Annotated in this window: 8 protein-coding genes; all 8 read right to left on the reverse strand. The window is 31.7% G+C overall.

Annotation, left to right across the window (positions count from 1 at the left end; all coding sequences use genetic code 11):
• Positions 1-123: 123 nt before the first annotated feature.
• Positions 124-1,155, reverse strand: coding sequence for an RluA family pseudouridine synthase (locus OO775_RS10420; RefSeq protein WP_264847040.1), 1,032 nt, complete (start codon positions 1,153-1,155; stop codon positions 124-126).
• Positions 1,152-1,760 carry a PASTA domain-containing protein gene (locus tag OO775_RS10425; protein WP_264847041.1) on the reverse strand — a complete coding sequence of 203 codons (609 nt, stop codon included), beginning with the start codon at positions 1,758-1,760 and terminating at the stop codon, positions 1,152-1,154. The genes OO775_RS10420 and OO775_RS10425 overlap by 4 nt, the downstream gene beginning before the upstream one ends.
• A 105-nt stretch (positions 1,761-1,865) precedes the next feature.
• On the reverse strand, positions 1,866-2,195 hold the full coding sequence (locus OO775_RS10430; RefSeq protein WP_264847042.1) for a hypothetical protein: 330 nt from the start codon (positions 2,193-2,195) through the stop codon (positions 1,866-1,868).
• 2 nt (positions 2,196-2,197) lie between these two features.
• A complete protein-coding gene (locus OO775_RS10435) occupies positions 2,198-2,758 on the reverse strand; it encodes a TlpA family protein disulfide reductase (protein WP_264847043.1) in 561 nt (186 codons plus the stop codon).
• Complete coding sequence (locus tag OO775_RS10440; protein ID WP_264847045.1) at positions 2,755-3,306, reverse strand: TlpA family protein disulfide reductase; 552 nt, start codon at positions 3,304-3,306, stop codon at positions 2,755-2,757. Before OO775_RS10440 ends, OO775_RS10435 begins: the two co-directional genes overlap by 4 nt.
• A gap of 45 nt (positions 3,307-3,351) precedes the next feature.
• Complete coding sequence (locus tag OO775_RS10445) at positions 3,352-3,579, reverse strand: uroporphyrinogen decarboxylase (RefSeq protein ID WP_264847046.1); 228 nt, start codon at positions 3,577-3,579, stop codon at positions 3,352-3,354.
• Positions 3,580-3,685: 106 nt separating this feature from the next.
• Entirely contained in the window at positions 3,686-5,635 is a 1,950-nt protein-coding gene (locus OO775_RS10450; protein ID WP_264847047.1) for a hypothetical protein, read from the reverse strand.
• A gap of 398 nt (positions 5,636-6,033) precedes the next feature.
• The gene (locus OO775_RS10455) at positions 6,034-6,363 is read right to left on the reverse strand and encodes an immunity protein Imm33 domain-containing protein (RefSeq protein ID WP_264847048.1); all 330 of its coding nucleotides are present in this window, start codon (positions 6,361-6,363) and stop codon (positions 6,034-6,036) included.
• Positions 6,364-6,714 lie beyond the last annotated feature (351 nt).

The raw sequence follows: 6,714 nt of genomic DNA on the forward strand, positions 1-6,714 counted from the left end.
CCATTATAACAATGTATTAAAGTTAATTTCTGGTTATTTATGCAATAAAGCAAGTTAAGTATAAAGTAGGACAAAGTTACGAAAACGTTTTTTATTGTACAAAACAAAATACAAAATTTGTATTCATTCCAAATAACTTACACTATAATTTCGCCATTTTTCGATAGCTTGTTGCATATCAGTTGGTATTTCACTATCAAAACGGAGAAATTTACCAGTTACGGGATGTTCAAAACCTAATGTTTTGGCATGAAGAGCTTGACGAGGCAATATTTTAAATGTATTTTCGACAAATTGTTTATATTTTGCAAAGGTTGTCCCTTTGCATATTTTGTTCCCGCCATAGCGCTCGTCGTTGAATAATGGATGACCAATATGTTTGAAATGAACTCTGATTTGATGTGTTCTCCCTGTTTCTAATCGACAAGAAACCAAGGTAACATACCCGAAGCGTTCCAAAACTTTGTAATGAGTAACGGCTTCTTTCCCGTGACTTCCGTCTGGGAAAACGTCCATCAAAAGTCGGTCTTTGAGATGTCGCCCAATATGTCCAGTTATTGTTCCTTCATCAGACAAAAGATTGCCCCAAACGATTGCAATATACTCTCTTTCAGAAGTTTTATGAAAAAATTGATTAGAAAGATGCACCATTGCTTCATCAGTTTTGGCAATGACCAAAAGTCCGCTAGTATCTTTGTCTATTCGATGGACTAACCCAGGTCGATTAGAGCTATTGTTAGGCAAATTTTCAAAGTGATAAATTAGCCCATTGATAAGCGTCCCGCTGTAATTTCCATGACCAGGATGCACAACCAATCCCGCAGGTTTGTTAATGACTAAAAGATTGTTATCTTCGTAAATAATATCAATAGGAATATTCTCAGCTGCGAGTAAATACTCGTGTGGAGGGTGAGCAAACATAACTTTGATATCATCATTTGCCTTTACACGGTGATTTGATTTTACAGCTTGTCCATTAACAAAAATATTGCCCTGCTTTGCTGCCTGTTGTATTTTGTTTCGAGTAGCATTTTCAACAAAGTTCATTAAAAACTTATCTACACGTAAGGGGTCTTGTCCTTTGCCTGCTTTAAAGTTATAATGTTCGTATAACTCATCATCGCGGTCTAAATCTTCGTCTAATTCTTGTATCATTCTACGGAAATTTCTTCTTCAGAAGTTTGTATTTGCATAGAAGCAGGAAGATTTGGGTCTATACCATTGCCACATTCCAAATCAACGACTGAGGTTTTTGTAAGTAAATCACCAGGGTGTACTTCTTTCCCTTTATAACTCATTTTCAGTACCATATCTTTACCGATATTGTCTACATAGGTAACTTTACCCACAACCAATCCTACGGCTTTGATAGTTGCCTCGGCACTACGACGTGTTATCTGAATAACACGAGGCACAGATACTTTCTGGTAGCTTGATGGGTTCAAGGTTAGATATATTTTCCGATTTTTCTTTACCTTTTCGCCTGCTTCAGGACTTTGACTTATTACCGAGAACTTCGGAAACTTCGGGTTGTAAGTAGCCGAATCTAATACTTCATATCGCAATTGTTCTTTCTCCAAAATAATTTGAACCTCTGCCAGTGTTTTACGTGATAAATCGGGAACCGAAATAAACTGATCGTGCCGAGTCCAAACATTTAAAAATTTCAGTAACCCAAAAATAAGTAACCCAATAACTACAAGCGCTAATCCCACTTGTGTAAGCCAAAAACGAATAGTCGGATTTTTTAATAATTTCATTTTTGTAAAAATTTAAAAACTATATTTATTATAAATTTTCTCTAATTAAGTTGATGTATTTCATTCTTCTGAACGGCAAGCACACCTTTTACTTTACTAAAATATTTAACCATTTCTTTCAAAGATTTCTCTTCGGGAAAAGTAAACGGCTATAGCATTAAAATTTTCGTACAAATAAACTATTTTTGCTTTCTGTTTTTTTACTGCTTTTTGCAATTTATCTGTACCTATTTGTTTGTCGTAATAAATTACCAAAACATTTGAATATTGTTTATCAGCGATTGGGATTTGCATAATAGTTGCATCGGTCGGGAGTTGTGTTTTTTCTTTTTCTGAAATAATATAAATTCCCGCAGGTGTGGGCAAAATCATTTTAACTTTTGATTTGCAACTCAAAAATAGTAGTGTAATACAGACAAAAATTAATAGCTTCATTTTTAATCAATTATTTTGTTTAAAGTGGCTCGTACTTGCTCACTATTCCAGTTGGCTACCCCGATTTTCTTTATTATAATTTTCCCATTCGGAGCAATTAAAAACGTAGCAGGAATGCTTTTGGAATAGAGCAAACTTGGTAAATCATTCTCGTTGTAAAAAACAGGCATATTATAGCCTTTTTGTTGCATAAACGCCTGTACTTTTTCTTTCGGGTCATTTGTTATTAGCAAAAAAGAAACCGAATTTTTGTAATCATTATAGAGTTTTTGCAGCGATGGCATTTCGGCAATACAGGACGGACACCATGTAGCCCAAAAACTAATAATAATGGGTTTGTTTTTATAGTTTTCAAATGGAATTTGCAATCCGTTTTCATTGGTTATCGTTCCACTATATTCGGTTATTTTTTGCTGATTTTCAACCTTTTCAATAGAAGGAGATATACTAATAAGTCGTAAAACACCTACTTTGAGCGACTTGCCCAAAGGAGTAAAAAACAACAACATCAGTATTCCAATAAAAAGCAAATTTTTAAAGGGAGGCTTTGGTGCTTGTATCATTTTGTAAGTAAATTATCTAATAATTTTCGTATTTCATTGCTGTTCCACCGGGCGTTTCCTTCACTTTGAGCCACTACCCTCGCTTGCTGGTCAATGATATATCCTGAGGGAATTTTCTCAGGGTCGAAAGGCATTTTTTCACCAATAATCAAATATGTTATTTTGAAATTGTACTTTCGGTCGCGTTGCAACTTTTCGGGTAATTCAGGTAATTCGTTGGTAATAATATAAAAATCAACCTTTTGATGATAATCGTTATACAATTTTTGTATTCCGCTTAGGTCAGCCACGCTCATCGCTTGCCACGACGACCAAAAATAGACAAATTTGACCTTCTTTTGAGATTGTTTAAAATTGAATTGCACATTATTTCGGTCTTTTAGTACCCAATCTTCATCAATCGTATATTGCTCGTTTTTTGGCAAAATAGTTGCCGATTTGGCAAAAATACGCTGTAATAATATTTTGCTTTCATACCCTAAGGGAGTTACAAAGAATGAAAGAATTAGTGCAAAAAGCAACAAATTGAATATTGTTCGTCGTTTCATAGTCAATAAATAATAGGCAAAAATACAGCTTTTTGTCAAATAATTTTATTTATCTTTCTTAAAAAGTAAATAATATATCTGTAATAGTGCTAACAATCCATTAGGAACAATAACAGGCCACAAGGGTTTGCTTGTCAGAAAAAAACCATATGTTACAAAACACAAGCACCCAATCATATTAAAAAAACGTATGGTACGTACGTTCTTAAAAATAAAGCCACCGACAATAAATACCGATGCCAAATATCCAATATATTCTGCCCAATTTTCCATATTTTGTATAATTTTTTATTTTCTCATTTTGCAAAGATACAAAAAATCCGTTCACTCAAGGAACGGATTTTTCAAACATCTAACTTATTTATGAAAACAATTAATTCTAATTTGTCGTAAATTTATCTTTGTTAGGATAATATGTAACATTTTCGTTATTGAACTTATCAGCAAGTGTTTGGGTTGCAACAATTATTTTTTCGATATTCATATTTTGTTTAATATCTACTTTATTTAAACTTGCATTTCTACGCAAATCAAGTGTTTTAAGATTTGGGCTGGCAATTGTTACCTGTGTAAGAGTTGAAACATTACCTGTATTGACTGTTGTAAGTGTATTACCTCCGAGTTCTAATGTTTTTAACTTAATAAGGGTACTAATATCTAAGGTTGAAATACTTGCGTACATTTTCAAAGAGATAAGTCCTGTAAAATGTTTAAGCCAAGAAATATCTGTTCCGTTGTAAATATCTACCTCTGTTATTGTTGCCAATTCTGTTTTTGTAAATGAACTATTATTAGTTGGTTTTCTTAATTTATCATTAATTTTTCTCTTTACAGAATTATCAGTAATAGTTATAACATCTCCTGAAGAACTACCTCCATCATCGGCTTTATACTTGTTTGTTTGTTCAGCATTATTTAACAAATTTGCTAAACTGCTTGTAGCAACTTTAATAGTTTGTATTTGAGTGTTATTACTAGTACGTACTATCTGTACGTCAATAGCTATTAGTTTTGTAAGCCCTGTCAAATCAATGGTTGCAGGTAATTTTGGATTTCCTAACAAAGCTAATTTTGTTATATTGGTCAAGCTATTGATATTAGTAATATCTACTAATATGCTGTTATTATTTAAACTCAAAGATGTAATAGCGGGTGCATCTACCTGTGGGAATGCCGTAAATTTGTTTCCGTTCAAACTTAGCGTTGTTAATTTAGGAACATTAGAGAGTTTTAGTTGTGTAAGACTACAATTTCCGATAGTTAGTGATTCTAAATTTGGAAAATCTTCAATTGTTACACTATTTATATATTCTCCAGTTACTTGCAGACGGCTGATATTTTTAAAATATACAATATCTTCCAAGGTTCTTATGCCTTTGTTATTATCTGGGTGAATAGCATCTGTAAAAGCTTTTGCTTCCCCTACAGAGACCTCTTTATCTCCATTTCGGTCAATACTTCCTACACTTAACACGTATTCTTTAAACTTCGCATCTTTAAAATCAATGAGTTGATCCACGACACCATCTGCAGTATATTTGTTTGTATTTTCAGCTCTATTAAGTCGGTCTGCCAAATCTTTATCTTTTACTTTTATATGGTTTAGGTTTGCATTATCTTTTACTATTCTGGTAGTAGCTGACAAATGAAATGACCTTGACAAATCAAGTTCTCTAAAATTGTTCCCTGTAGCAATAATTGTTTTAAGATTTGTTAAATTTTTTGCATTAAGAGAAGTAATTTTGTTATTGCTAATGTTAAGTTCTTGCAAGTTATGAAACCATTCAATTCCTGTAAGATCTACTATTCCCAACCCCGAAACATTGATTATGGTTACTTTTTTAGCTTCTCCAACGCTTATTTCTCCATCTTTGTTGGCATCGAAGTATTTAACTAAATTTGCTTTAAAATTAGCATCTTTAAAGGTTATAATACTATCTTCGGAAGGAAAAACTATAGGTTTCCATTCGTTATTTTCTTTAACAAAAACAATTGAGCGAGTTGTATCTACATAATAGTCTCCGTTTTTCCCAAGATTTAATTCAGGAGCTCCTGTTCCATTGAGTAAACTGGCACCTGCATTCATTTTAAGTGTAGCAATAACTTTCCATGTACCATTTTCGTTTTTGTAAAGAGTTTTGGTGTTAGTATCGAAGTAATAAGTGCCTTTGGTCGAAGAATTAGGCACCCCTACACCCGAGGTAATACCTGTTTGTACATTGATATGATTATCATTTGTACTATCATTGTCCTTGTTGCAAGAATAGGTTGCCCACAAGGTGGGCGCCACAAGTAACAATACGGCTGTTTTTTTTAATAATTTTTTCATTTTGTTAATTGTTTTCTTGTTATTAAATTGTATGATGTTTTCTCGAAATAAATTGATGTTTAGATATATGATTTGGATATCAACATTTCTGGTGCAAATATATAACGAAAAATTAAGTTTAAAAATTGTTAATAAGAAATAAAGGTCTTTTTTATAGTTTTCCACAGAGTAATAAACATTTCAATGCTATCAAATACATTTATAATTTGTCAAAAAATCATTTTTTTGTGCTTTTTATTGAGAAAAAACAGTATTTTATTCATTTTTTTTAAATATTCTAGATTTTAAATATACTTATCAACAAAATAGAATTTTTGTTAATAACTTATATGTTTTTGAGTATTTTCTATAATTTTTGAGCATTTCAAAATCTATTTTTCGATGAATTTTACTGAAAATCAGTCTTCAAACCATATATCAACGCCATTTTCTTCATCAATAATAAAGTTAAAACCTATTGCTAAACCCAAGTAAGGAACTACTTTGGGTAATATTTCTTGTAAGGTTTGTACCGAAATTATTTTCTCGGGTGAGTTTTCATCGGTTTCACCAACAGAGATGTACCAATACTCTACCTCTTTGCCTGCGTTGTCCCAATCAATTATTTTACAGCCAAATATGGGAAGTATAGTTAAGTTTTTACCCACTATAATGACGCTATCTTCTACCTGTATTGGGCAATAAAGAGAATTGTATTTTTGACAAATTTCTTTTTGGATTTCTTCCATTGCTTTTTTGAACAAAAATATAAAAATTTATAACAAAAAGCAAATAAAATTGATTATATTTTTCAAATTAAAAATATAATCAATTGATTATCAATAAATAATGTGTTTTCAAAAAGGTTTAAGGTTTTGAAAAAATTTAAAATAAATATTATTTAGACTTTTGTTTTTTTAACTTTTAATACTTTTATTCTTCGTATTTGTGATAAAAATCGGCTAAAAGCACCGAAATATAGTTCATTTTTTCTTTTGTTGTAATATTTTTTTTGTATATCCGTAATCACTCATAAGCTGTAATATTGGCTAAAACCAATCTGTCAAATAAATGCTCTGCAAAGTAACGACGAATAAGCT

This window comes from Capnocytophaga catalasegens, assembly GCF_026005215.1.
Lineage (GTDB): Bacteria > Bacteroidota > Bacteroidia > Flavobacteriales > Flavobacteriaceae > Capnocytophaga > Capnocytophaga catalasegens.